Origin of the sequence: Pseudoxanthomonas suwonensis 11-1 (assembly GCF_000185965.1) — a bacterium.
Taxonomy (GTDB): Bacteria; Pseudomonadota; Gammaproteobacteria; order Xanthomonadales; family Xanthomonadaceae; genus Pseudoxanthomonas; species Pseudoxanthomonas suwonensis_A.
In genome coordinates this window covers 2,320,844-2,341,769 of record NC_014924.1, presented here as the reverse complement: position 1 = coordinate 2,341,769, position 20,926 = coordinate 2,320,844, and the positions used below count along the sequence as shown (strand labels likewise).

At 70.0% G+C, this 20,926-nt stretch carries 23 protein-coding genes; 13 read left to right on the top strand and 10 right to left on the bottom strand.

Annotated elements, in window-relative coordinates; translation table 11 throughout:
• Window positions 1-2: 2 nt before the first annotated feature.
• Both tesB and PSESU_RS10680 read right to left on the bottom strand, forming a co-directional pair.
• A complete protein-coding gene (gene tesB, locus PSESU_RS10685) occupies window positions 3-914 on the bottom strand; it encodes an acyl-CoA thioesterase II (protein WP_013535786.1) in 912 nt (303 codons plus the stop codon).
• Window positions 915-1,013: 99 nt separating this feature from the next.
• Window positions 1,014-1,601 carry an N-acetylmuramoyl-L-alanine amidase gene (locus tag PSESU_RS10680; RefSeq protein ID WP_013535785.1) on the bottom strand — a complete coding sequence of 196 codons (588 nt, stop codon included), beginning with the start codon at window positions 1,599-1,601 and terminating at the stop codon, window positions 1,014-1,016.
• 24 nt (window positions 1,602-1,625) lie between these two features.
• Here PSESU_RS10680 and PSESU_RS10675 point away from each other — a divergent pair, with 24 nt between their 5' ends.
• Together PSESU_RS10675 and PSESU_RS10670 are read left to right on the top strand one after the other, a co-directional pair.
• A complete protein-coding gene (locus tag PSESU_RS10675; protein ID WP_013535784.1) occupies window positions 1,626-2,144 on the top strand; it encodes an MOSC domain-containing protein in 519 nt (172 codons plus the stop codon).
• Window positions 2,141-2,671, top strand: coding sequence for a hypothetical protein (locus PSESU_RS10670; protein WP_013535783.1), 531 nt, complete (start codon window positions 2,141-2,143; stop codon window positions 2,669-2,671). Before PSESU_RS10675 ends, PSESU_RS10670 begins: the two co-directional genes overlap by 4 nt.
• A gap of 148 nt (window positions 2,672-2,819) precedes the next feature.
• Here the strand turns inward: PSESU_RS10670 and PSESU_RS10665 are convergent, their stop codons facing one another.
• Window positions 2,820-3,908, bottom strand: a complete 1,089-nt coding sequence (locus PSESU_RS10665) for an IS5 family transposase (protein ID WP_013535305.1) — start codon at window positions 3,906-3,908, stop codon at window positions 2,820-2,822.
• 110 nt (window positions 3,909-4,018) lie between these two features.
• Between PSESU_RS10665 and PSESU_RS16640 the strand changes: the two genes are divergently transcribed.
• From PSESU_RS16640 to rlmKL, 3 genes are all read left to right on the top strand, one after another.
• On the top strand, window positions 4,019-4,186 hold the full coding sequence (locus PSESU_RS16640; protein WP_155942762.1) for a hypothetical protein: 168 nt from the start codon (window positions 4,019-4,021) through the stop codon (window positions 4,184-4,186).
• A 72-nt stretch (window positions 4,187-4,258) separates the two neighbouring features.
• Window positions 4,259-4,381, top strand: a complete 123-nt coding sequence (locus PSESU_RS16635) for a hypothetical protein (protein WP_428992101.1) — start codon at window positions 4,259-4,261, stop codon at window positions 4,379-4,381.
• A gap of 118 nt (window positions 4,382-4,499) precedes the next feature.
• A complete protein-coding gene (gene rlmKL / locus PSESU_RS10660; protein WP_013535782.1) occupies window positions 4,500-6,728 on the top strand; it encodes a bifunctional 23S rRNA (guanine(2069)-N(7))-methyltransferase RlmK/23S rRNA (guanine(2445)-N(2))-methyltransferase RlmL in 2,229 nt (742 codons plus the stop codon).
• Between the two features lie 230 nt (window positions 6,729-6,958).
• On the opposite strand, the gene PSESU_RS10655 is transcribed toward rlmKL, so the two are convergent.
• The 7 genes from PSESU_RS10655 to PSESU_RS10630 form a co-directional block, all read right to left on the bottom strand.
• A complete protein-coding gene (locus PSESU_RS10655; protein ID WP_013535781.1) occupies window positions 6,959-7,801 on the bottom strand; it encodes a chemotaxis protein CheX in 843 nt (280 codons plus the stop codon).
• 34 nt (window positions 7,802-7,835) lie between these two features.
• Entirely contained in the window at window positions 7,836-8,207 is a 372-nt protein-coding gene (locus PSESU_RS10650; RefSeq protein ID WP_013535780.1) for a response regulator, read from the bottom strand.
• Window positions 8,208-8,616: 409 nt separating this feature from the next.
• Window positions 8,617-9,903 (bottom strand): DUF445 domain-containing protein, encoded by a 1,287-nt coding sequence (locus tag PSESU_RS10645; protein WP_013535779.1) that lies wholly within the window; start codon window positions 9,901-9,903, stop codon window positions 8,617-8,619.
• 224 nt (window positions 9,904-10,127) lie between these two features.
• Entirely contained in the window at window positions 10,128-10,271 is a 144-nt protein-coding gene (locus PSESU_RS16425; protein WP_203415159.1) for a hypothetical protein, read from the bottom strand.
• A 425-nt stretch (window positions 10,272-10,696) separates the two neighbouring features.
• The gene (locus PSESU_RS10640) at window positions 10,697-12,187 is read right to left on the bottom strand and encodes a CoA-acylating methylmalonate-semialdehyde dehydrogenase (RefSeq protein WP_013535778.1); all 1,491 of its coding nucleotides are present in this window, start codon (window positions 12,185-12,187) and stop codon (window positions 10,697-10,699) included.
• Between the two features lie 35 nt (window positions 12,188-12,222).
• A complete protein-coding gene (gene ald, locus PSESU_RS10635; RefSeq protein ID WP_013535777.1) occupies window positions 12,223-13,341 on the bottom strand; it encodes an alanine dehydrogenase in 1,119 nt (372 codons plus the stop codon).
• A gap of 31 nt (window positions 13,342-13,372) precedes the next feature.
• Window positions 13,373-14,668: an aspartate aminotransferase family protein gene (locus tag PSESU_RS10630; RefSeq protein ID WP_162145841.1), complete on the bottom strand. Its 1,296-nt coding sequence runs from the start codon at window positions 14,666-14,668 to the stop codon at window positions 13,373-13,375.
• A gap of 231 nt (window positions 14,669-14,899) precedes the next feature.
• Between PSESU_RS10630 and PSESU_RS10625 the strand changes: the two genes are divergently transcribed.
• The 8 genes from PSESU_RS10625 to PSESU_RS15720 all read left to right on the top strand — a co-directional run bounded on the left by PSESU_RS10625 (window position 14,900) and on the right by PSESU_RS15720 (window position 20,335).
• Complete coding sequence (locus tag PSESU_RS10625; protein ID WP_013535775.1) at window positions 14,900-15,448, top strand: cupin domain-containing protein; 549 nt, start codon at window positions 14,900-14,902, stop codon at window positions 15,446-15,448.
• An 8-nt stretch (window positions 15,449-15,456) separates the two neighbouring features.
• Window positions 15,457-15,783: a hypothetical protein gene (locus PSESU_RS15735; protein WP_013535774.1), complete on the top strand. Its 327-nt coding sequence runs from the start codon at window positions 15,457-15,459 to the stop codon at window positions 15,781-15,783.
• Window positions 15,784-15,826: 43 nt separating this feature from the next.
• On the top strand, window positions 15,827-17,329 hold the full coding sequence (locus PSESU_RS10615; protein WP_013535773.1) for an aldehyde dehydrogenase: 1,503 nt from the start codon (window positions 15,827-15,829) through the stop codon (window positions 17,327-17,329).
• A 145-nt stretch (window positions 17,330-17,474) separates the two neighbouring features.
• Entirely contained in the window at window positions 17,475-17,885 is a 411-nt protein-coding gene (locus PSESU_RS10610; protein WP_155942761.1) for a hypothetical protein, read from the top strand.
• Between the two features lie 42 nt (window positions 17,886-17,927).
• The gene (locus PSESU_RS15730) at window positions 17,928-18,443 is read left to right on the top strand and encodes a hypothetical protein (protein WP_049782334.1); all 516 of its coding nucleotides are present in this window, start codon (window positions 17,928-17,930) and stop codon (window positions 18,441-18,443) included.
• A 434-nt stretch (window positions 18,444-18,877) separates the two neighbouring features.
• Window positions 18,878-19,324, top strand: coding sequence for a hypothetical protein (locus PSESU_RS10600; RefSeq protein ID WP_013535771.1), 447 nt, complete (start codon window positions 18,878-18,880; stop codon window positions 19,322-19,324).
• Between the two features lie 58 nt (window positions 19,325-19,382).
• Entirely contained in the window at window positions 19,383-19,778 is a 396-nt protein-coding gene (locus PSESU_RS10595; RefSeq protein WP_041764110.1) for a hypothetical protein, read from the top strand.
• 149 nt (window positions 19,779-19,927) lie between these two features.
• A complete protein-coding gene (locus tag PSESU_RS15720) occupies window positions 19,928-20,335 on the top strand; it encodes a hypothetical protein (protein ID WP_013535770.1) in 408 nt (135 codons plus the stop codon).
• The last annotated feature ends 591 nt before the right edge of the window (window positions 20,336-20,926 follow it).

The window sequence follows — 20,926 nt, the reverse complement described above, 5'->3', positions numbered from 1 at the left end:
GCTTACTCCTGGGCCGGCACGGCGCGCGCGGCATCGCTGTCGGGCACTACGCGGATCAGGCCTTCCTGGGCGGTGCTGGCGACCAGCCGGCCCTGGCGGTCGAAGATCTGTCCGCGGGCGAGCCCCCGCGAAGCCTGGCTGCTGGGGCTGTCGAGCGAGTACAGCAGCCAGTCGTCGGCACGGAACGGGCGGTGGAACCACAGCGCGTGGTCGAGCGAGGCCATCTGCACGTTGGGCGTGTAGTAGCTGATCCCGTGCGGGAAGGTCGCCGTGCCCAGCAGGTGGAAGTCCGAGGCATACGCCAGCAGCGCCTGGTGCAGTTCGGCCGGGATGTCGCCGACGTTCTCGCGCAGGCGGAACCAGACCTGCTGGTAGGGCGGGCGCTTGGGCGGGTTGAGCTCGTCGCGCGGATATACGTGGCGGAACTCGAACGGACCGCCGCGCGACAGCCAGCGCTGGACCTTGGTCGGCAGGGTGGCCATCACGTCCGGCGGCACCGGATCGGCCGGGGAGATGTCCTCCGGCTGCGGCACCTCGGGCATCTTCAGCTGGTGCTCGGCGCCGGTCTCGCCGTCCTGGAAGGAGGCGGCGCAGAAGAAGATCACCTTGCCGTGCTGGATCGCGGTGACCCGGCGCACCGAGAAGCTGCCGCCGTCGCGGGTGCGGTCCACGTCGTAGACGATCGGATGTTCGATATCGCCGGCGCGCAGGAAATAGGCGTGCAGCGAATGCACCTGGCGGCCGTTGTCGATCGTGGCCTGGGCGGCGGCCAGCGCCTGGCCCAGCACCTGTCCGCCGAACACGTAGCGGGTACCGATGTCCCGGCTCTGGCCGCGGAAGAGGTTGTCCTCCAGCCGTTCCAGGGCGAGCAGGTCGATCAGTTCGGAAACCACGGGGCCAAGGACAGCGGACACGGGCAGGCCAGTTGTTCGGGAGGACTGGCGATTATACGGCTGGCCGCTTGCGGCCCCTGCAACGTCAGCGGCAACGGGCGGGGCCGCAGGAACCTGCGTTCAAGGCGCGGCGGGCGGCGGATCGGGCAGGCGTCGAAGCGGGATCGCGGCCAGCACCTGCTCCCACGGGAAGCGCGGGCCGGGGTCGAGCTTGCGCTGCACCCGCAGCGCCGGATCGTCGCTGGCCGGTACCTGTTCGCGGTCCAGGTCCTCGTGGCCGGTGATGTAGCGCAGTGCAGGCAGGTCCAGGGCCAGCTGCCGCAGCAACGCGACAAGGGCCCGGACCTGCGCCTCCGGATAGGGTTCGTCCATGGCCTGGCGGCGCGAGTCCAGCCAGTCCGGCCAGCGGCCGCGGTTGACCAGTTCGATGCCGATGGCGCGCTCGTTCCAGCCACGCACGTGGTGGGCGATGCGGTCCTCGGGCACGTAGCGCAGCACCGTGCCGTCGCGGTCCACGTAGTAATGGCCGCTGTTGCCGGTGCCGCTGGCGTAGAGCACGCGCTCGCCGTACTCGCGCGCGGTGGCAAGGTCCGGCAGCTCGGTGCAGTGGACCACGACCAGGTCGACCTGCCCCGGGAGGCGCCGCGCGAGCCGTTCCACGTAGGGCAGGGGCTGGTCGATCACGGTCGGCGGGGGCAGGGGCGGCATGGGCCGGGATGCTAGCATCCGCGCATGCCTGCACCCTCCCGACCTCCCGCGGACAGCCCGCTGGGGCTACTGATGTCGACCCTGCCGCGCGCCGGCCGGGTGGAATGGATCGGCTTGCGTCCGGCCCGCGGCGCGGCCATGCGCGAGGTCGACAGCGTCGAGGCGGCGGTCGGCGCCGGCCTGTCCGGCGACCGTTACAAGGGCGGCAGCGGAAAGCGCGACGTGACCCTGATCCAGGCCGAGCACCTGCCGGCGATCGCGGCCCTGGCCGGGCACGACGCGCTCGCCCCGGCAACCCTGCGCCGCAACCTGGTGGTGTCCGGGATCCCGCTGGTCGCGCTCAAGGGCCGACGCTTCCGCATCGGCGAGGTGGTGCTGGAAGGCACCGCACCCTGCGATCCATGCTCGCGCATGGAGGAGGCGCTGGGCCCGGGCGGCTTCAATGCGATGCGCGGCCATGGCGGCCTGTGCGCGCGCATCGTCTCCGGGGGCACCCTGCGCCTGGGCGATGCGGTCGAGGCGCTGGCGGAGGACCCGGCGTGAGCCGTGGCCACTGCATCCTCTCCCACGGTTTCGAGAGCGGCCCGGACGCGACCAAGGTCACCGCCCTGGCCGAAGCGGCCGAGGCCCTGGGCTTCACCACCGAACGCCCGGACTACACCGACCTGGATGCGCGCAGCGACATCAGCCGCGTCGGCGACGTGCCGGCGCGCCTGCAGCGCCTGGTCGGGCTCGCCACGCGCGCGGCCGAGCGTGGCGGACCGGTGGTGCTTGCCGGTTCCAGCCTGGGCGCCTACGTCTCGGCGACGGCCTCGCTGCAGGTGCCCACGCGCGCGCTGTTCCTGATGGTGCCGCCGGTGAAAATGGGGCCGATGCCGGGGCTGGATGCCGCCGCGGTGCAGACCTCGGTGGTGCACGCCTGGCACGACGAGATCATCCCGGCGATGGACGTCATCGAGTGGGCGCGCGCGCGTTCGGCGCGGCTGCTGCTGCTGGACGACAGCCATCGTCTGTCCGCGCACGTGGACGCCACCGCGCGCGCCTTCGCCGAACTGCTGGAAACCCTCTAGCAGCCTGTTGAAATTCGACCCGGCGAAGCCCCCGACTCGGTCGGCAGCGCGGATTTCTCGCTGCTCAAGCGCTCCGCAAGCGCGTCCCGCGCTCTGAAACAAGCCCGCTTTCGGGCTTCCAGGCGCACCTTCCCCGCCGGGGCCGCCATCACGCGGCCCCCGCGGCAATCAGCTTCGGCAGGCGGACGAGGTTGCTCGCCGCCATCGCCAGCTGAAACAGCGCCTCGACCTTCGTAAGGCCGCGCTGCTTGACCTGACGCATTCCGGCAGCCGCCTTGAGCCATCCGAAGTGCGTTTCGATCCAGGCGCGCGTCCGCAGGCTGATCGCATACCCGGCGTGTCGGGTAGTGCGGCCATCGATGGCGCTGCGGCGGTGCGAGGTGTTCTGCGCAACGTGCGGGGTGATACCCATGGCCCGACAGCCCGCGACGAAGTCCGCCGTGTCGTACCCCTTGTCCGCGGCCAGCGTGCGCCGTCGTCGGCCGCGCAGCGAACCAAGCATCGCCAACGCCGCGTCACGCTCACCATGGCCGCTGGCCTGCGTGACACACGCTGCACGCACCAGGCCGCTGCGATGCTCCATGAGCACATGGGCCTGGTAGCTCAGCTGCGCCCCGGTATTGCCCTTGCGGTAAAGCCTGGCGTCCGGATCGCTGGCCGATTCGTGCGTGTCGTTGCGACGCTTCTGACCCTTGAAATCAGGCTGGGCGTTGCGATGCCCACCACCCGGTGGGTCCTTCGGCGTCCCATCCTTGGGACGGAAGCTCTTGTGCGAGGCCCACGCCTGCAGCAGCGTGCCGTCGACCGAGAAATGCTCGTCCGACATCAGGCCCCGCTTTTCCGCCAACCGCACCACCTCGGCCAGAAACTCGCTCGCCACCTCGTTTCCGTTCAAGCGATCCCGGTTCTTCGAGAACACGGAGTGATCCCAGACCGGCTCGTCGATCGCGATACCGACGAACCAGCGGAACAGCAGGTTGTAGTGGAGCTGCTCCATCAGCATCCGCTCGCTCCGGATCGAGTAGAACAGCTGCAGCAGCTGCGCCCGCATCAGTTTCTCCGGCGCGATGGAGGCGCGGCCGGTATCGGCGTACAGCGCCGAAAACAGGCCGCTCATGCGCCTGAGCGCCTCATCGGCCAGCTCCCGAATGGATCGGAGCGGATGGTCCGCCGGGACGAAGTCGGCGAGCTTGGCGACCGTGAACAACGATTCCTGAGTGACGTCTGCACCGCGCATCCCACGCCCTCCACTATGGCTGAGGTCGATATCGCAAACAGAGGGCTTGAAAGCAAGCTCTGGCGCGGGAGAATTTCAACAAGCTGCTAGGTGCCCGCACGGCCGCGGTCGTGTCGGTTCAGCCCGGCACGCCCGCGCCGGACGAGGCCGTGGCGTACCTGCGCACGCGACTGGCCCTGATGGGCCTGGGCGCGGCGCGGATCGCCACCTCGGCGGCATCGCCCAGTGGCGGCGAGCGGCTGAAGGCGGCCCTGGCCTGCGTGCTCGATGCCGCCTGACCGCCGCAGCTGCTCCTGCTCGAGGAGCCGGACAACCACCTCGACCTGGCCTCGAAGGAGGCCCTTGAAGAGGTGCTGCGTGGCTATCCCGGCGCGCGGGTGGTGGTCTCGCACGAGGATGCCTTCCTCGACCGGCTGGGCCTGGATACGCGCCTGCAGGCCGGTCCGGAAGGCTGGGTCGTCGCCCAATGGTGAACGCCGCCATGCCCGCCGGGCTGGCGCCGCCGCGCCCGATGGCCGACCATTCGCATCCATGCCGATGCCCGACAGCCGCCCCGCGGCCGGGCGGCCCTGACCGCGAGTCCGCTTCCCGATGAAGTTCTTCGTTTCCTGCGCCAAGGGCCTGGAGTACCTGCTTGCCGACGAGCTGGTCGCGCTGGGCGCCAGCCGCGCCACCGCCGCCAGCGCCGGCGCCAATGCCGAGGGCAGCCTGGCCGATGCGCAGCGTGCCGTGCTGTGGTCGCGCCTGGCCAGCCGCGTGTTGTGGCCGCTGGCCAGCTTCGACTGCCCGGACGAGCAGGCGCTGTACGACGGGGCCGCCGCCGTGCCGTGGACCGAACACCTGGCCGAGGGCCACACCCTGGCCGTGGACGCGCACGTGTCGGGTGACGCGATCACCCATGCGCGCTTTGCCGCGCAGCGGGTCAAGGACGCGGTGGTCGATGTGTTCCGCGCCGAAGGCCTGGAGCGTCCCTCGGTCGACGTGGATGCGCCGGACCTGCGCCTGAACCTGTCGCTGCGCAAGGGCAGGGCCACGCTGTCGGTGGACCTGGGTGGGGGTGCGCTGCACCGGCGCGGCTGGCGCAGCTCGCAGCACGAGGCGCCGCTGAAGGAGAACCTCGCCGCGGCCGTGCTGCTGCGGGGTGGCTGGCCGAAGATGTACGCCGAAGGCGGCGCGTTGCTGGATCCGATGTGCGGCAGCGGCACGCTGCTGGTCGAAGGCGCGCTGATGGCCGCCGACGTCGCACCCGGCCTGGGCCGCATGCAGGCCGCGCTGGAGACTGCTGCGGGCGGAGAGCCGGAGCTGGCCGACGATCCCTGGGCCGTGGCCCGCGGCAAGCTGGCGCCGCCGTTCACCGACGAGGCATCGCCGCCCTCGCGCTGGCGCGGCTTCGACCTGGCCGGCTGGAACGCGCTGGTGGCCGAGGCGCGCGAGCGCGCGCAGGCCGGCCTGGCCGCGCTGCGCCCGGTGTTCCATGGCAGCGACCTGGATCCGCGCGCGATCGAGGCGGCCCGCGACAACGCCATGCGCGCCGGCGTTGCCGCCGCGATCGAACTGCAGGTGCGCGATATCGATGCGCTGCCGCCGCAGGCCGCCGGACGCGGCCTGGTGGTATGCAACCCGCCCTACGACCGCCGCCTGGCCGCCGATGCCGCGCTGTACCGGCGCATCGGCCAGGCCCTGCAGCGGGCGGTGCCGCAGTGGCGCGCCAGCCTGCTGTGCGGCGACGCTGAACTGGCACATGCCACCGGCCTGCGCGCGGCGAAGAAGTACCAGCTGTTCAACGGCGCGCTCGAGTGCGCGCTGGTGGTGTGCGACCCGGTGCAGGTGCCGCAGCGCGACAGCGCGCCACGCGAGCTGTCCGAGGGCGCACGGATGGTCGCCAACCGGATCCAGCGCAACCTGCGCAAGCTGAAGAACTGGCGCAGCGGCGAGGGCGTGACCTGCTTCCGTGCCTACGATGCCGACATCCCCGAGTACGCGGCGGCGATCGACGTTTATGCCGAGGATGGCGGCGAGCAGCGCACCTTCCTGCACGTGCAGGAATACGCGCCGCCGAAGGAGATCCCCGAGGCCGACGTGCGCCGCCGCCGTGGCGAGCTGCTGTCCGCGGCGCGCGCCAGCTTCGACGTGCCGGCCGAGCGGGTCGCGCTGAAGACCCGCGAACGCGGCAAGGGCGGTTCCAAGTACGGCCGCTTCGACCAGCACGGCGAGCGCTTCGTGGTGCGCGAGAACGGCGCGCGGCTGTGGGTGAACCTGTTCGAGTACCTGGACACCGGCCTGTTCCTCGACCACCGCCCGCTGCGCCGGCGCATGGCCAAGGAGGCCAAGGGCCGGCGCTTCCTCAACCTGTTCTGCTACACCGGCGTGGCCAGCGTGCAGGCGGCTGTGGCCGGCGCGGCGCAGACCACCAGCGTGGACCTGTCCGGCACCTACCTGCAGTGGTGCGCCGACAACCTCGCGCTCAACGGCCTCGGTGGTACCTCGCACCGCCTGGTACAGGGCGACGCGCTGACCTGGCTGGAGGCCGACCGCGGCTGGTACGACGTGATCTTCTGCGACCCGCCGACCTTCTCCAACTCCGCGCGCGCGGACGACTTCGACGTCCAGCGCGAGCACGTGCGGCTGCTGCGCGCTGCGATGGCGCGGCTGGCACAGGGCGGGGTGCTGTACTTCTCCAACAACTTCCGCCGTTTCCGCCTGGATACCGAGGCGGTGGCCCAGTTCGCCGAGTGCGAGGAGATCAGCGCCTCGACCATCCCGCCGGACTTCGAGCGCAATGCCCGCATCCACCGCGCCTGGCGCCTGACCCACGCCTGAGCCCAGTAAAGAAAGAGCGGCCCGGAGAGACGCGGGCCGCGGAACGGCTTCCTGCGCAGGCGCGAAAGCCACAAGCAGGGTCGCCGGCTTCCGGTTTGCAGCCGCCGGGACGACGTCGCTGATGGTTCGCTGGTTTCCCGATCCGGACTTCGTCCCCGCCAGAGCGGGGACCCGGTGGCTCCCGTTGCGATCGTCCGGATTCGTGCTCCGGACGCGCACGGGACCGCGGATTACTCCCCGACCAGCAGCAGCAGCGGTCCCAGCTGGCTGTTGAGCTGCACCGCCAGCGCGCCCTCGTCCACCAGGGTGGCCGCGGTACGGGTGAAGTCCGGGGGCGTGGCGCGGTAGTCCGCGTCCTCGCTCAGGGTGTTGCGCACCACGTAGCCCATCAGCACGTTGACGATCTCGCCCAGCGCATCGGCCGCAAGCTCGCTGTCGCACTGCTCGGTCGGCACGCGCAGGAAGGCGCAGGCCAGGGTCTGCAGGGTGGCGCGGTCGCACGACAGGCCCACCCGCAGGCTGCGCTCGCCGCTGATGCGCACGTGCGCGGTGTACGGCCAGGTCGCGGTCGCTACCGTATCGGCCAGTCCCGCCGGCTGCACCTGGGTGGCCAGCATGCGCGGGAACAGGCGCATGCACAGGTCGGTGGTCTCCTGCGCCAGCTCGCCCAGCGGGTGACCGGCCAGGGTCGCGGCCAGCTCCTGGTTGCCGGCCTGCTGCTCGGCGCGGTGCTCGACCAGCGCCTTCTCCAGTGTTTCGGCATCAAGCACGCCCTGTTCGACCAGCACCTGGCCGAACAGCTTGCGTCCGGCCTTCTGCGCGTCCAGCAGGGCCTCGATCTCGGGCGTGTCGAGCAGGCCCAGCTCCAGCGCGATGTCGCCGAAGCGGCGATCCTCGGCGCGCTGGCGCTCGTTGATCCGGCGCGCCTGCGCCTCGCTCAGCAGGCCCTGGCGCACGGCCAGTTCGCCCAGCAGGGGATTGGACGCGCGCTGCGCCTCGGTGGCCGCCAGCAGCTGCGCCGGCGTGATCAGGCCACGTTCCAGCAGGAACTGGCCCAGGAATTTGACTGCCATTGGTGGTGCTCCGTGGTTCGGGAGGCGGGCCGGATCAGGCCAGGACTTCACGGAGCACGCGCTCCATGACTTCCGGATCGATCGGCTTCTGCAGGTAGGAGCGGGCACCGCTGCGCAGGCAGTGCTCGATGTCGCTCTGGGCACCGAGCGAGCTGAGGATCACCACCTTCGCCTGCGGATCGTGCTCGAGGATCCCGGCCAGGGCCTGGCGGCCATCGCATTCGGGCATCACCAGGTCCAGCAGGACCACGTCCGGCTTGAGCGCGCGGTACTGGGCCTGGGCCTCGTGGCCGTTGCCGGCCTCGCCCACGACCCGGAACCCGGCCTCTTCCAGCTGGCTGGCCGCCAGCATGCGCAGGGCGCGCGAGTCGTCGCAAAGCAGCACGGTCGGTCGTGCGGTCGTCATTTTTCGTCCCCTGTTGGCAAGCCGCATTGGGCCCTGTTCGGCCTATCGGCCGGGGCGCCGGATACTTGAGGGGGTCTTCTCAATCTTCCCTCCGCCACTGGGGTGGGGCAGGGTGGGGCGGCGACCAGCGCATCCGGACGAACGGGCTGGCTGGAGAATCATGCGCCTGGTCCGGACAAGGCCAGGGCCGCATCCGGGGATGGTCTGGTCACTCACATGCCGCGGGCCCCGGGGTGCGATCCGCTTACCCGGGCTACGAAGGGCGCCCTGGGTCTCCAGCCACACGATCACCGCATGCAGCAGCGCGTCGCCCGGATGCGGGCGCAGGCCGCATCCGGGGTTCAGTACGGCCAATCAATTGCCCCCGGTCCCCGGGTGCGCTCCGTTTACCCGGGCTACGAGGCGCGCCCTAGGTCTCCAGCCACACGATCACCGCATGCAGCAGCAGTCCGATCAGCCCGCCCACCAGGGTGCCGTTGTAGCGGATGTATTGCAGGTCGCGGCCCACGCCCAGTTCCAGCTCGCGCACCAGGTGGCGTTCGTCCCAGCCCTTGACGGTCTGGGCGATGTAGTCGGTCACCCCGCCGCGCAGGCGCAGCGCCAGCTTCTCGGCGCCGCCCATCACGTGCTGGTTGATTGCCGCGCGCAGCTCCGGATCGCGCCCCAGTGCCGCGCCCAGTCCTGCCAGCGAGCTTTCGAGGTTCGCGGCCAGCACGCCGTCCTCGCGTTCCAGGTCGTGGCGCAGCGCCGTGTGGATGTGGTCCCACAGCCCGCTGACGTATTCCTGCACGCTGGCGTGGCCGATCAACTCCTGCTTGATCTTCTCGACCCGCGCGCCGACCCTGGGATCGTCGCGCAGGCGCTGCACGTAGGACTGCAGCCACTGCTCGTAGTCGCGCCGCATCGGGTGGTCGGGCTGGGACAGGATCTCGTTGAGTTCGTCCAGCAGGGCGTGGGCGATGCGTTCGGCCAGGCTGTCGGCGATGCCTTCGACCGGCTTGACCCAGTCCACCGTGCCGACCAGCCGCGGCCACTCGCGCCGCGCATGCTTGACCAGCATGCCCGAGGCGCGCTGCTTGATGTCCCCGCTGTCCAGGTAGCGCCCGAGCCGGCGCAGGGCCTCGTCCAGCAGGGCCTGGTGGCGGCCGTCGGCGGTGAGCACGCCCAGCACGTCGCCGGCGGTGGCCGACGCATCCCACGCCTGCAGCCGCGCGACCACGAATTCGCGGATGCGCTCGCGCACCGCGCGCTCGTCCAGCAGGTCCAGCGCCTGCAGTGCCCAGCCACGCGCCATGCCGGCCAGCTTTCGGGACTGCTCCGGTCGCGACAGCCACTGGCCCAGGCGCTCGGCCGGATCGAACACCTCCAGTCGCGCCAGCAGGGTCTGCGGCTCGAGGAAATGGTCGCGCACGAACGCGGCCAGGCTGTCGGCGATGCGCGCCTTGCTGCGCGGGATGATCGCGGTATGCGGGATCGGCAATCCGAGCGGATGGCGGAACAGCGCCACCACCGCGAACCAGTCCGCCAGCGCGCCTACCGTGGCCGCCTCGCAGAATGCCGACGCCCAGGCCCACACCCCCTGGTTGCCCATCACGTGGGCGGTGACGAAGCCGGCGACCATCGCCAGCAGCATCGCCAGGGCGATGGCCTTCATGCGGCGCAGTTGTGCCTGGCGTGGATCCTCGCTGCTGCTCATGCCGTTCCCGTGGAGATCGCATCACCGGGGCCATGCCCGATTCCGGCGACACATGGCGCGGAAGTGTAGCGGGGAGGATGTGCAGTACGCATTCAAGCCCTCTACCCCATCGGGGAAGGGGTTGAGGAGGGGGCAGGGAGGCGCGCCGTGCTTGATAGGTTCGCCATACAAGGTGAGGCCTCGAAAGCAAGAGCTTTCGCCAGCCGCTTCGCGGCTTGGGCGAGTCACTTTTTCTTTGCTTGTGCAAAGAAAAAGTAACCAAAAAGAAAGCACAGCCCGAACCGCTCGCCCGACCGGCTCCGCCGGTCGGTAACCTGCGCTTCTCGCACCGGCGGGGGACGGCCCGCAAACTCGCTGCGCTCAGACATGCGGGCCTCTACGCCCCCGCCGGCACTCCGATGCTCGGCTCGCTATAACGGGCGGGGCAGAGCAACGGCAACAGCAACAGCAAAAAACGAAAGCAACGCAGAGCCGGTTTCGTGAGGCGTCTCGTCTGCTCAAGCCCCTCTCCCCCGGGAGAGGGGTCGGGGAGGGCGGTAGGCTGGCGATGTGGAAAGCGCGCTGTGGGCGCAGGGCGCTTCAACTGCGCAGGGTCCGGCGTTTACAGCCATTCGCAGCAGCGCAGTGGCGCAAGAGAGTCCGGCTCTGCGTCGGGGCAAGCACCGTCAATTCCCGACCCTCTCCCCCGGCTCCCGCTTCGCGCCCAGAGCCGGCGCCAATGGGCCGCGGGCGCCCGTTGGCAGGTGCATCAGTGCGCGCAAGCGGGTCGCTTCACCCCGCCGGGGAGGGGCGCTCAGCGCATCGTCGGCATCACGAACTCCGCCCCGGCCGCGCCTTCCGGCCAGCGCGCCGTGATCGTGCGCATGCGGGTGAAGAAGCGCACGCCGTCCGGCCCGTGCATGTGCAGCGGGCCGAACAGCGAGCGCTTCCAGCCGCCGAAGCAGTGAAAGGCCATCGGCACCGGGATCGGGACGTTGATGCCGACCATGCCGGCCTGGACGCGCCGCGCGTATTCGCGTGCCGCTCCGCCGCTGCGGGTGAACACCGCGGTGCCGTTTCCGTACTCGTGGCTGTCGACCAGCGCCAGCGCGGCCTCGAAGTCAGGCACGCGGACCACGCACAGCACCGGGCCGAAGATCTCCTCGCGCCACAGGCGCATGCCAGGTTGCACGTGGTCGAACAGGCTGCCGCCGAGGAAGAAGCCCGGGCCCGAGGCGCAGGGATGGCGGCGGCCGTCGACCACCAGGGTGGCGCCGTCGGCCACGCCGGCGTCGATCGCGGCGCGCACCCGGGCACGGTGCGCTGCGTCGACCAGCGGGCCCATGTCCGGGTCCTCGATGCCGGGGCCGATGCGCAGGTTGCGCACGCGTTCGGCCAGGGCCTCGACCATGGCATCGGCGACCTGGTCGCCCACGCACACCGCCACCGAGATCGCCATGCAGCGCTCGCCGGCCGAACCGTAGGCCGCACCGAGCAGGGCGTCGGCGGCCTGGTCGATGTCCGCGTCCGGCAGGATCACGGCGTGGTTCTTGGCGCCACCCAGGGCCTGCACCCGCTTGCCGCGCTCGCTGCCGTTCGCGTACAGCGCCGCGGCCACCGGGGTGGAGCCGACGAAGGACAGCGCCTGCACCCGCGGCTCGTCCAGCAGCGATTCGACCGTCCCGCGGTCACCGTTGACCACGTTGAACACGCCTTCGGGCAGGCCCGCCTCGGCCAGCAGCCCGGCCAGGTGCAGCGCGGCCGAAGGCACCTTCTCCGAAGGCTTGAGCACGAAGCTGTTGCCGCAGGCCAGCGCCACCGGCGCCATCCACAGCGGTACCATCACCGGGAAGTTGAACGGGGTGATGCCGGCAACCACGCCCAGCGGCATGCGCTCGCTCCAGCTGTCCACGTCGCGGCCCACGGAAGCGGAGTACTCGCCCTTGAGCAGGTGCGGGATGCCGGCGGCGAACTCCACCACCTCCATGCCGCGGGTGACCTCGCCGCGTGCGTCGGACAGGGTCTTGCCGTGCTCGGAGGTGATCATCTTCGCCAGCTGGTCGGCATCGCGCTCGATCAGCGCCCGCAGCCGGAACATCACCCGTGCCCGCTGCAGCGGCGGGGTCGCCGCCCATGCCGGGAACGCCGCCTGTGCCGCGTCCACCGCCGCGCGTACTTCGGCGGTGGAGGCCAACGGTACCTGCGCGGTCACCTGGCCGGTGGCCGGGTCGAACACCTCGCCGTTACGGCCGCCGGCACCGGGACGGGCCTGGCCGGCGATGTAGTGGTGGAGCTGTCGGGTCATGGCGGTCCTTGCGCGTTGCGGACGGCGGCGTGGCGTCAGGACGCCAGCGCCTCCGCTGCCTGGGTGAAGGGGAGCGACAGCGCGTCGGCGACGGCGCGGTGGGTGATGTGGCCGGCGTGCACGTTGAGACCGTTGCGCAGGTGCACGTCGTCGCCCAGCGCCTGGTTGACGCCCTTGCCGGCAAGCTCCAGCACCCGCGGCAGGGTGGCGTTGGCCAGGGCGAAGGTGGAGGTGCGCGCCACCGCGCCGGGCATGTTGGCCACGCAGTAATGGATGATCCCGTCGACCTCGTAGGTCGGCGCGTCGTGCGTGGTCGGTCGGCTGGTCTCGAAGCAGCCGCCCTGGTCGATGGCCACGTCCACCAGCACCGAACCCGGGCGCATCAGCTTCAGCTGTCCGCGCGTGACCAGTCGCGGCGCGGCGGCGCCGGGCACCAGCACCGCGCCGATCACCAGGTCGCTGCGCGCCAGGCGGTCGTCGATGGAATCGCGGACCGAATAGAGGGTGGAGATGCGGTCGCCGTAGAGTTCGTCGATCTGGCGCAGGCGCTCGATCGAGCGGTCGACCACGGTAACCCGCGCGCCCAGGCCCATGGCCATGCGCGCGGCGTTGAGCCCGACCGTGCCGCCGCCCAGTACCAGCACCTCGGCCGGGGCCACGCCGGGCACGCCGCCGAGCAGCACGCCCGAGCCGCCCTGCGCCTTCTCCAGCGCATGCGCGCCGGCCTGGATCGCCATGCGTCCGGCGACCTCGCTCATCGGCGCCAGCAGCGGCAGGCCGCCGGCGGCATCGGTCACGGTCTCGTAGGCGATCGCGGTCGCGCCGGAAGCCAGCAGGGCCTCGGCCTGGGCGCGGTCCGGCGCCAGGTGCAGGTAGGCGAACAGCACCTGGCCGGCACGCAGCATCGCGCACTCGTCCGGCTGCGGCTCCTTGACCTTGACCACCAGCTCGGCGCGGCCGTAGACCTCGGCGGCGCCGTCGACCAGCTGCGCGCCGGCAGCCTCGTAGGCCTCGTCGGCCAGGCCGGCGCCTAGCCCGGCGCCGCGCTGGACCAGGACCTGGTGGCCGTGGGCGGACAGTTCGCGCGCGCCGGCCGGGGTGATGCCGACGCGGTACTCATGGACCTTGGTTTCGCTGGGGACGCCGACGAGCATGGAATTCTCCTTTGCGGAAGCCTTGCCGGCGTCAGACCGTCGCCAGCACCTCGCCCAGCATCGAGAACATGTCGTCGATGTGCTGTCGTTCGACGATCAGCGGCGGCGACAGGGCGATGGTGTCGCCGGTGGTGCGCACCAGCAGGCCTTTGCGGAACGCCCGCTCCAGCACCTGGTAGCCGCGCGCGCCGGGTGCGCCGTCCTGCGGCGCAAGCTCGATCGCACCGATCAGGCCGTAGTTGCGGATGTCGATGATGCCGGGGTTGCTGGAACGCAGGCCGTGCAGGCCGTCGGCCCAGTAGTCCTCCAGTTCCAGCGCCCGGGCCAGCAGGCCTTCCTCGGCGTAGGTGTCGAGCGTGGCCAGGGCGGCGGCGCAGGCCAGCGGATGGCCGCTGTAGGTGTAGCCATGGAACAGGTCGATCGCGCCCTCCGGGCCCTGCATGAAGGCCTCATGCACGCGGTCGGACACGAACACCGCGCCCATCGGCACGCAGCCGGAGGTCAGGCCCTTGGCCACGGTCATCATGTCCGGGGTGACCTCGAAGCGCTGCGCCGCGAATGGCGCGCCGACGCGGCCGAAGCCGGTGATCACCTCGTCGAAGATCAGCAGGATGCCGTACCTGTCGCAGATCTCGCGCAGGCGCTTGAGGTAGCCCGGCGGCGGCAGGATCACGCCGGCCGAACCGGAGATCGGCTCCACGATCACCGCGGCGATGGTGGATGGATCGTGCAGCTGCACCAGCCGCTCCAGGTCCTCGGCCAGTTCCACGCCATGCGCCGGCAGCCCGCGCGAGAACGCGTTGCGGGCGATGTCCAGGGTGTGGCGCATATGGTCCACGCCCGGCAGGCCGGGGCCGAACCACTTGCGGTTGTTGGGCAGGCCGCCGACCGAGAAGCCGCCGAAGCCGACGCCGTGGTAGGCCTTCTCGCGGCCGATCAGCCTGGTGCGCTGGCCTTCGCCGCGGGCGCGGTGCCAGGCGATGGCGATCTTCAGCGCGGTATCGACCGACTCGGAGCCGGAGTTGGTGAAGAACACATGGTCCAGCGGGCGCGGCGCCAGTTCCTTGAGCCGCGCGGCCAGCTCGAACGGCAGCGGCGAGCCCATCTGGAAGTGCGGGGCGAAGTCCATGGTCGCGGCCTGGCGCGCGATCGCCTCGACGATGCGCGGGCGCGCATGGCCGGCGTTGCAGCACCACAGGCCCGCGGTGCCATCCAGGATCTGGCGGCCCTCGACGTCGCGGTAGTACATGCCCTCGGCCGCGGCCAGCAGGCGTGGCGTGCGCCTGAACTGGCGGTTGGCGGTGAACGGCATCCAGAAGGCGTCCATCGACGCCGGCGTGGCGGGTCCCGGGGCCGCGGCCTGGCCGGGAAGGGAGGTGGCGTCGTCGCTCATGCGCAGGCTCCGGTCGGGAGTTCGGGGCAGGCCGCCACCGGGGCGGGGCCGTTCGATAAATTCAACGCTGGGCCGAGTCTAAGCCAAAAAATTGACCGTGGCGGGGTGCCATGTAAAGTATCCGCAACACGCCGGCGCCTCCGGCAGCAGAGCAGACCTACGCGGATGGACATCGGCGCACGCCTGCAGCGGGTACGCACGGCCCGGGGCCTCAGCCAGCGCGAGCTGGCCCGCCGCGTGGGCGTCACCAACAGCACGATCTCCCTGATCGAGCAGAACAAGGTCAGCCCCTCGGTCAGTTCGCTGAAGAAGGTGCTGGACGGCATCCCGATCTCGCTGGCCGACTTCTTCACCCAAGACCTGGATCCCGGCCAGCCGGAACAGCCGTTCTATACGGCCGACGAGCTGCCGGACGTGGGCAACAACGACATCCACTACTACCTGGTGGGCCAGCACCGGCCGCAGCGGCAGATGTGCATCCTGCGCGAGGTGATGCCGCCGGGCAGCGATACCGGCGAGGCGATGATCGTCCACGAGGGCGAGGAGGGCGGCGTCATCGTCGCCGGCCAGGTCGAGGTCACCGTCGGCAGCCAGGTGCGCGTGCTCGGCCCCGGCGAGGCCTACTACTTCGAGAGCCGCATCCCGCATCGTTTCCGCAACGTGGGCGAGGTCGAGGCGGTGATCGTCAGTGCCAACACGCCCGCGACGTTCTGAGGCGCAGCATGGATCGCGAACAGGCGGAGAAGATCGCGGAGGCGCTGCTGGAGCCGGAGCGCCGGCGCCAGGCCGAGCAGCGGCAGTCGCGGCTGCAGCGCAGGTGGAGCGCTGCAGGACTCCACCACCGCAACCGGCGTGCGTTGCCGCTGGCCCTGGCGGCGATCGCCGTGGGCGCCGTGGTGGGCTGCGCTGTGGGTGTCTTCTCCATTGCAGAACTGGCGGCGCTGGATACCTGGAAGCGCCTCCTGGCCTGGGTCGGCCTGCCTGGGTGGCTGGTCGGGCTGTGGTGGTTCCGGCCGCCGCCCAGGCCGGCACATCTCGAAGAACTCTGACCGGCGCGCCGGTCCTTCCCTTCAGCGAATCCGGAGGCGATCCATGTCCAACCCACGTACCCGCGCCGACTGGCAGGCCATGGCCGACGGGCTGGAACTGCGCACCCGCGCCTTCATCGATGGCCAGTACGTGGATGCCGCCGACGGCCGCACCTTCGACTGCACCAGCCCGATCGACGGCCGGGTGCTGGGCCAGGTCGCACGCGCCGGCCAGGCCGACGTCGAACGCGCGGTACGCGCGGCGCGGCGCAGCTTCGAGGCCGGGCACTGGTCGCGGGCAAAGCCGGTCAAGCGCAAGAAGACCCTGCAGAAGCTGGTGCAGCTGATCGAACAGCACGCCGACGAGCTGGCGCTGCTGGAAACCCTGGACATGGGCAAGCCGATCGACGACGCCCGCAACGTCGACATCGCCGCCACCATCCGCTGCTTTGGCTGGACCGCCGAGGCGCTGGACAAGGTCTATGGCGAGGTCGCGCCCACCGGCGAGGACGAACTGGGCCTGGTCACGCGCGAGCCGCTGGGCGTGGTCGCCGCGATCGTGCCGTGGAACTTCCCGCTGCTGATGGCGGCCTGGAAGCTGGCGCCGGCGCTGGCCACCGGCAACTCGGTGGTGATCAAGCCTTCGGAGAAGTCGCCGCTGAGCGTGCTGCGCCTGGCCGAGCTGGTGGCCGAGGCCGGCATCCCGGAGGGCGTGTTCAACGTGCTGCCCGGCTTTGGCCAGGAGGCCGGCGAGGCACTTGCGCTGCACATGGATGTCGATGGCCTGGTGTTCACCGGCTCGACCGCGGTGGGCAAGCGCCTGCTGCAGTGCGCGGGCCTGTCGAACATGAAACGCGCCTACATGGAGTGCGGCGGCAAGAGCCCGAACATCGTGTTCGCCGACGCCCCTGACCTGGCCAAGGCCGCCGAAGCCGCGGCCATGGGCATCTTCTACAACCAGGGAGAGGTCTGCACCGCCGCCTCGCGCCTGCTGGTGGAGCGCAGCATCAAGGACGAGTTCGTCGCCCGCGTGGTCGAGGCCGGCAGGAAGATGCAGCCGCGCCACCCGCTGGAACCCGGCGCGCCGATGGGCGCCCTGGTCGACGAGACCCAGACCAGGCGCGTGCTCGACTACATCGCCAAGGGCCAGGCCGAGGGCGCGAAACTGGCCCTGGGCGGCAACCGCATCGCGCCGGTGGACGGCGGCTGCTACGTCGAGCCGACCGTGTTCGACGACGTGCGCCCGGAGCACACCATCTCCCGCGAAGAGATCTTCGGCCCGGTATTGTCGGTGATCCCGTTCGACGACGAGGCCCAGGCCCTCAAGATCGCCAACGACACCGAGTACGGCCTGGCCGCCGGCGTCTGGACCGCCAACCTCTCCCGCGCCCACCGCGTCGCCCGCGGCCTGCGCGCCGGCAGCGTCTGGGTGAACTACTGGGACGGTGGCGACATGACCGCCCCCTTCGGCGGCTACAAGCAGTCCGGTAACGGCCGCGACAAGTCGCTCCATGCCTTCGACAAGTACACCGAGGTCAAGGCGACCTGGATCAACCTCGCGGACTAGGGGCAGCCCTATACCTCCGGAGTGAGTGGCGCGCGTGCAGCGAATGCCCGCGTCCTGTGGACGCGGCCCGGGGGCGTGGAGTGGGGACGGGTGCCAGCCTTGAAACTGGCGCTTGGAGCGGCTCGACACAGCTGGCGGGGGACGCATGGAGAATCCGAATCAGGTGTCGGAGGCGGAGGGATGGCACCTTTGGTACCAGATCTTCGTCTTCACGCTCGAGGCGCTGGCCCGTCCGCCGCGGGAGGCGTGCGAAGCGATGGGTAGCTACAACACCGCGTGGGAGCTGAGGGATGATGGCATGGCGGGCCGCTATCTCCTCGGTTCTGGCCGCCTTTCGGCCAGCCAGGAAGCAGCCATCCAGCACCTGGTCGATCAGCTTGATGCAGTGCCCGTTGACCAGATGCCTGGCGGGGCAGGCCTCGCTCCCAATCTCGTGGCGATGCGCCACCCTTCCTGGGAGCCTGTTCGTGCGTCTGCCGCGGCATTGCTGCAGTTGCTTGCCCCGGTTACCGCATCGAGTCGCGCGTATCTGGATTCGCTGGGTGAGGCACGCTGAGGAACATGGAGATGGGTGACAACGTCAGGGTGGTGGCAACCGATGCTGGCTAACCTGTCCGAGGCATGGGCCCAGGCAACCGTCCGGGACATCGTCCTGGCTCTGCTGGGGCTGGTGGTCCTTGGTGGTGGCCTGGTGCTGCTGGGGCGGAAGAGGGTGCTGCGGAACCTTACCGAGGAGCATTTCCACGTTGCAGGCATCGCGGTGGTTGGCCTGGTCCTGGTGTCGTTCGCGATCTACAACCGGTACTTCCGGGTTCAAGGCGCTTGGCAACATCCCGGGCTCCTTGCTCTCCGGGCGACTTGGGCCGCTATGCCTAGCTCAAGCATCGTGGCGCGGTTACGCGCCCGCCTCGGGACTGTTTTCCATTTCCATCTTTATCCTTCTTGCTTGCCGGCGCGCGGCAAGGGCCTCGCCGGGCTGGCGGGGAGCGGGAGCAGCCACGGGTGGGATATTCCGTCCAATCGGAGGCCTGTCTGGAAGATCCTGGGGTCGTGCACGCACGAGGACATGGTCGCCAATTGCCTTCATCCTCCTGGCCAGGTTGGCGGGGTGTGACCCGCTGGAGGCGGTTGAAACCTCGTACCCGGACATGGCTGCCGCGGCTTCTGGCGGCGGTGTGTCGCGCGGCTGGATTCCCGGGTGGCTAGCGGCTGATGCCAGCGACATCCGCGAGATCCACAACCTGGACACAAACGAGAGCGCGCTGGCTTTCGACACTCCACGAGACCTTTCCTGGGCACCGCCCGCGGAGTGCAGGACGATCGAGGCCTCTGTCGTCGTGCACTCCCGCTACCGGCAGGAGTGGTGGCCCAGCCTGGACGAATTGCGTCGTGCGTATTCGTTCTACGAATGCCCGGGTGCGGAGCCCTACGGGTACACATATGTGGGCATCCGCGGGGATGGTGGTCGCGTGGTGCACTGGCGTGTCGCCGGGACCAGGCTGTGAGGCGTCGACGTTGCTCCGCAAGGTCGACCGGGATGGAGGCTGCATGCGGTTACTGACCCTGAATGGCGCGTCTCTATTGCTTGGTCTCGCCAGTGCATGCTCCACCGGTATCGGCGACGGCGCCGGCCAACCCGCATATGCCATTCCCTCCGGGGCGCTGGTCCTGAAGGTTTCAGTGAAGCGGGTCGAGTCCACCGGCCTGCATCCCGGGTGTGGAGAGGGATGCATACCGTTCCATCATTGGTACAGGTACGACGCCGAGGTTGAGCGCGTGGTTGTCGGGACCTGGGATGGCTCCCGGGTGCAGTTCGTCCATCTGCAGCACGGGGAGTACATTCCGGCCGTTACGGACGACTGCCATGTCGTCCTGGTCAAAGCCAGTCCGGAGTTGGAAGCCGCCACGGGAGCCAGTCATGTCGCCGAACGCATCCTGTCACCCAGGTTCAAACTGGATCGCCAGGTCATCAGGGCCTGGGGAGATGGCAGCTGAAGCTTCGTCCCCGCCACCATCGCTTCGCGACCACGGCCCTCGCCAACATCGCGGGCCAGTGAGGCGTGGGCTGGCGCTCCTCGTCGGGGCGATCTCCATCCTCCCCGCGGTGGCCTGGGCCTCTTGGTCCGAGTTCTGCGAGCTGGAAGGCAATATCGCCGCGCTCGAGGCCGGCGCCAGCAGGCGCGCCTACGAAATGGACATCCAGGTGGTGGCCGGCCGGCGTGCCAGGGAGGACGAACACGGCGCGTACACGGACTGCACCGAGCATGTCGGGAGCCTCATGGATGTTTCCATGCGGGTCCCGCGGCGAGCGGGCGTTCCACGTGTCGGCGACCAGGTCAGGTTCCGCTGGTCGGCCGCCGATGGCTTCGGCGCACGTGCAGCCGACGCGGGAACCACCACCCAGGTGCGGTTCCTCGGATTGCATCGGCGGGAGAGGGGTGGGGAATAGCAGCCCGTAGCAGTCCACTGGCCCGGTCTGCGGCATGGCGCTAGTGTTTGGCGGTCCGGCCAGCAATGCCATGCCACATGCCGTGGTTCCGGGGACGGACGAGCTGCTTGTGCGATTCCAATCCAGTTCCGGGGCTCGGGGAGGTCTGCATGCGGAAGTTCGGCCTGGTTATTCGCTGGTTGTTCGGTCTCTTCTATCTGTACGTCGGCGTGTCATGGTTCGTGCACAAGCTGATTGGCAAGCCATGGGTCACGCCGCCGGAGCCGCCCCTGGCCAAGGCCATCACCAGCGCTTTCTCGGCCAGTGGAGTGGTGGATCCATTCATTGCCGCCGCCTGCCTCGTGGGCGGGGCTCTCCTGCTGGTGCAGCGCACCGCGCCCCTGGGCATCGCCGTCCTCGCGCCGCTGGTGACCGGCATATTCCTGTTCCACGTGTTCCTGACCGGAAGCGTGGTGTGGGGGAGTCTCCATCTGGGAGTGCTGGCCGTGCTGGCCTGGCTGCATCGCAGCGCGTTCCGGCCGCTGTGGTCCTACAGTGGCGAAGATCCTGTCCGATAGAGGCTCCATGCGGATACGCCCTGCGCAGTCGGCCAGACCCGGTCGCAAGACGGGAGTGGTCGCATGAGGGTGGTGGTCCTCCCCGGCCTGGACGGGACCGGGTTACTGCTCGCGGAGTTCTGCACTGCAGTTGAAACACGGGGGGTTCCAGCGTCGGTAGTCGGTTACCCGCCTGATCGCCCGCTGGACTCTGGTGCCCGAGCATGGGGAGGCTTCGGGAACGCAATGATTGCCGGCACGGCTAGCGTTTCCTGACCGGAGGGCATGACCGCGGACTGGTTGATCGATCCCGTCATATGATTCGCTTCGGCGAGCGCGCTGGAGGGCCGGATCCGGGCCGGTGCCTGCGGACGCCACTTGCGGCGCGGGCTGCGTGTTCTGCAATCTGCGCATGCGTGAGCCATGGGGGGCTGGAGGATTGCCGGGCCGTTCTCCTTGCGGGGAGTGGTGTCATCAGGCGTGCCTGTCAGGGGATGGATCGATGAAACACGGGAGCGAGACCGTCGGCGCCGAAGCGTGGCGAGGGTTCTTTCGTGCTGCTGGCGCTCGCGGGGTAGCTGCCATCGGGGTGACGTTCTTCCGGAGCGTGAC

What these genes read in the sequence shown, in the direction of transcription:
- PSESU_RS10610 (WP_155942761.1), top strand. Translation starts at nt 17,475, where the DNA reads ATGGAGAATCCGAATCAGGTGTCGGAGGCGGAGGGATGGCACCTTTGG.
- PSESU_RS10675 (WP_013535784.1), top strand. Translation starts at nt 1,626, where the DNA reads ATGCCTGCACCCTCCCGACCTCCCGCGGACAGCCCGCTGGGGCTACTG.
- PSESU_RS15730 (WP_049782334.1), top strand. Translation starts at nt 17,928, where the DNA reads ATGCTGGCTAACCTGTCCGAGGCATGGGCCCAGGCAACCGTCCGGGAC.
- PSESU_RS16425 (WP_203415159.1), bottom strand. Translation starts at nt 10,271, where the DNA reads ATGTCTGAGCGCAGCGAGTTTGCGGGCCGTCCCCCGCCGGTGCGAGAA.
- PSESU_RS15735 (WP_013535774.1), top strand. Translation starts at nt 15,457, where the DNA reads ATGGATCGCGAACAGGCGGAGAAGATCGCGGAGGCGCTGCTGGAGCCG.
- PSESU_RS15720 (WP_013535770.1), top strand. Translation starts at nt 19,928, where the DNA reads ATGCGGAAGTTCGGCCTGGTTATTCGCTGGTTGTTCGGTCTCTTCTAT.
- rlmKL (WP_013535782.1), top strand. Translation starts at nt 4,500, where the DNA reads ATGAAGTTCTTCGTTTCCTGCGCCAAGGGCCTGGAGTACCTGCTTGCC.
- PSESU_RS10615 (WP_013535773.1), top strand. Translation starts at nt 15,827, where the DNA reads ATGTCCAACCCACGTACCCGCGCCGACTGGCAGGCCATGGCCGACGGG.
- PSESU_RS10665 (WP_013535305.1), bottom strand. Translation starts at nt 3,908, where the DNA reads ATGCGCGGTGCAGACGTCACTCAGGAATCGTTGTTCACGGTCGCCAAG.
- PSESU_RS10600 (WP_013535771.1), top strand. Translation starts at nt 18,878, where the DNA reads ATGCGGTTACTGACCCTGAATGGCGCGTCTCTATTGCTTGGTCTCGCC.
- PSESU_RS10630 (WP_162145841.1), bottom strand. Translation starts at nt 14,668, where the DNA reads ATGGACGCCTTCTGGATGCCGTTCACCGCCAACCGCCAGTTCAGGCGC.
- PSESU_RS10640 (WP_013535778.1), bottom strand. Translation starts at nt 12,187, where the DNA reads ATGACCCGACAGCTCCACCACTACATCGCCGGCCAGGCCCGTCCCGGT.
- PSESU_RS10680 (WP_013535785.1), bottom strand. Translation starts at nt 1,601, where the DNA reads ATGCCGCCCCTGCCCCCGCCGACCGTGATCGACCAGCCCCTGCCCTAC.
- PSESU_RS10645 (WP_013535779.1), bottom strand. Translation starts at nt 9,903, where the DNA reads ATGAGCAGCAGCGAGGATCCACGCCAGGCACAACTGCGCCGCATGAAG.
- PSESU_RS10650 (WP_013535780.1), bottom strand. Translation starts at nt 8,207, where the DNA reads ATGACGACCGCACGACCGACCGTGCTGCTTTGCGACGACTCGCGCGCC.
- PSESU_RS10655 (WP_013535781.1), bottom strand. Translation starts at nt 7,801, where the DNA reads ATGGCAGTCAAATTCCTGGGCCAGTTCCTGCTGGAACGTGGCCTGATC.
- ald (WP_013535777.1), bottom strand. Translation starts at nt 13,341, where the DNA reads ATGCTCGTCGGCGTCCCCAGCGAAACCAAGGTCCATGAGTACCGCGTC.
- PSESU_RS10625 (WP_013535775.1), top strand. Translation starts at nt 14,900, where the DNA reads ATGGACATCGGCGCACGCCTGCAGCGGGTACGCACGGCCCGGGGCCTC.